2 protein-coding genes are annotated in these 1,735 nt (G+C 69.5%); both read right to left on the bottom strand.

The window, feature by feature from the left end:
* A partial coding sequence (locus NS365_RS23005) for an arsenic transporter (protein WP_058602607.1) occupies positions 1-1,076 on the bottom strand: 1,076 nt, incomplete at its 3' end.
* 22 nt (positions 1,077-1,098) lie between these two features.
* Positions 1,099-1,735: arsenical resistance protein ArsH (gene arsH, locus NS365_RS23000; RefSeq protein WP_058602606.1), on the bottom strand; the 637-nt coding region annotated here is incomplete at its 5' end.

The following is a 1,735-nucleotide window of genomic DNA, read 5'->3' as shown; positions in this document are numbered from 1 at the left end:
GCCACGTCCGCACGATCGATGGCAAGCGCCCCGACGAGCGTGGCGGGCATGTTGTTCATGACGGAGGCGAGCGCCGCCACCACGAAGCCCGTCCCGACGGTGGCGATGAACGTCCCTTGCTCGCCAAGCCACCGCAGGACGCCTGCCGCAATGTCGGTCAAGCTCGCGTTCCCGAGGCCGTAGACGACGAGGTACATGCCGATCGAGAACAGGACGATCTGCCACGGAGCGCCGCGCAGGACCTTCGGCAGATCGACCACCGCACCGCGCCCACTGGTGAACCACCGTCCCGCGACCGCCATAAGCACGAGGGCGGCGGCGCCGGTCAGATAAGCGATCGGCACGCCGAGCGGTCCCGTCACGAAGTAGGCGACGAGCAGGAGGCCGAGAAGCGGGAACGCGGCGCGGAAGACGGCCGGGTCGCGGATCGCGCTGCCGGGATTTTCGAGCCGGCCGACGTCGTAGGTCGCCGGGATGTCCTTCCGAAAGTACGCCCACAGGACGAGGAGCGTCGCCGCCAGCGAGACGAGGTTCACCGGCACCATGACCGCAGCGTAGCGGCCGAAGGACACGTCGAAGAAGTTCGCGGTGACGATGTTCACGAGGTTCGACACCACGAGCGGCAGGCTGGTAGTGTCGGCCACGAACCCGCAGGCGACGACGAAGGCGAGCGCCCCAGCCGGCGGGAAGTCGAGGCGCAGGAGGATGGCGAGCACGATCGGGGTGAGGAGCAGCGCCGCCCCGTCGTTGGCGAACACGGCGGCGATGGCCGCGCCCAGAAGGACGACGAGCGGGAACAGCCGCCGCCCGTTGCCCCCGCCCCAGCGGGCGACGTGGAGCGCGGCCCAGCCGAAGAACCCGGCCTCGTCGAGGACCAGCGAGATGACGATCAGCGCGACGAAGGTGAACGTCGCGTCCCAGACGATCTCCCAGACCGTCCCGACGTCGCTCCAGCCGACGACACCGGTCGCCAACGCGACCGCGGCGCCGGCGAGCGCCGACCACCCGATGCCGAGGCCCCGGGGCTGCCAGATGACAAGAATGAGGGTGGCGACGAAGATCGCGAGGGCGAGCATGGACGGTCCGGGGACGAGAGGATCAGAGGGTGCGCTGGTTCACGCGCTCGGACAGCTTCTCGGCGCTCTCGACGCGCTCGGAGTAGCGATCCGTCAGATAGTCCGAGCGACCGCGCACGAGGTGGGTGAACTTCACCAGTTCCTCGCAGACGTCGACGACGCGGCTGAGATAAGCGGACGGCTTCATGCGTCCCGCCTCGTCGAACTCGAGGAACGCCTTCGGGACCGACGACTGGTTCGGGATCGTCACCATGCGCATCCAGCGGCCGAGGATGCGCATCTGGTTCACGGCGTTGAAGGACTGCGAGCCGCCCGACACCTCCATGACGGCGAGGGTCTTGCCCTGCGTCGGACGCTTGGCGCCAAGCGCCAGCGGGATCCAGTCGATCTGCGCCTTCATGATGCCGGTCATGGCGCCGTGGCGCTCCGGGCTGACCCAGACCATGCCCTCGGACCAGTCGGCGAGGTCGCGCAGCTCTGCGACTTTCGGGTGGTCCGGCTCGGCCCCGTCGGGGAGCGGCAGCCCTCGGGGGTCGAACGTGCGCACCTCGCAGCCGAACCAGCGAAGCAGGCGCCCGGCCTCCTCGGACAAGAGGCGGGAGTAGGACCGCTCGCGGATCGAGCCGTGGAGGACGAGGATGCGCGGCGGGTGCGGCGGG

Origin of the sequence: Aureimonas ureilytica (assembly GCF_001475935.1) — a bacterium.
Taxonomy (GTDB): domain Bacteria; phylum Pseudomonadota; class Alphaproteobacteria; order Rhizobiales; family Rhizobiaceae; genus Aureimonas; species Aureimonas ureilytica_A.
The sequence above is the reverse complement of the archived record's forward strand: the minus strand, read 5'-3'. Positions and strand labels throughout refer to the sequence as shown.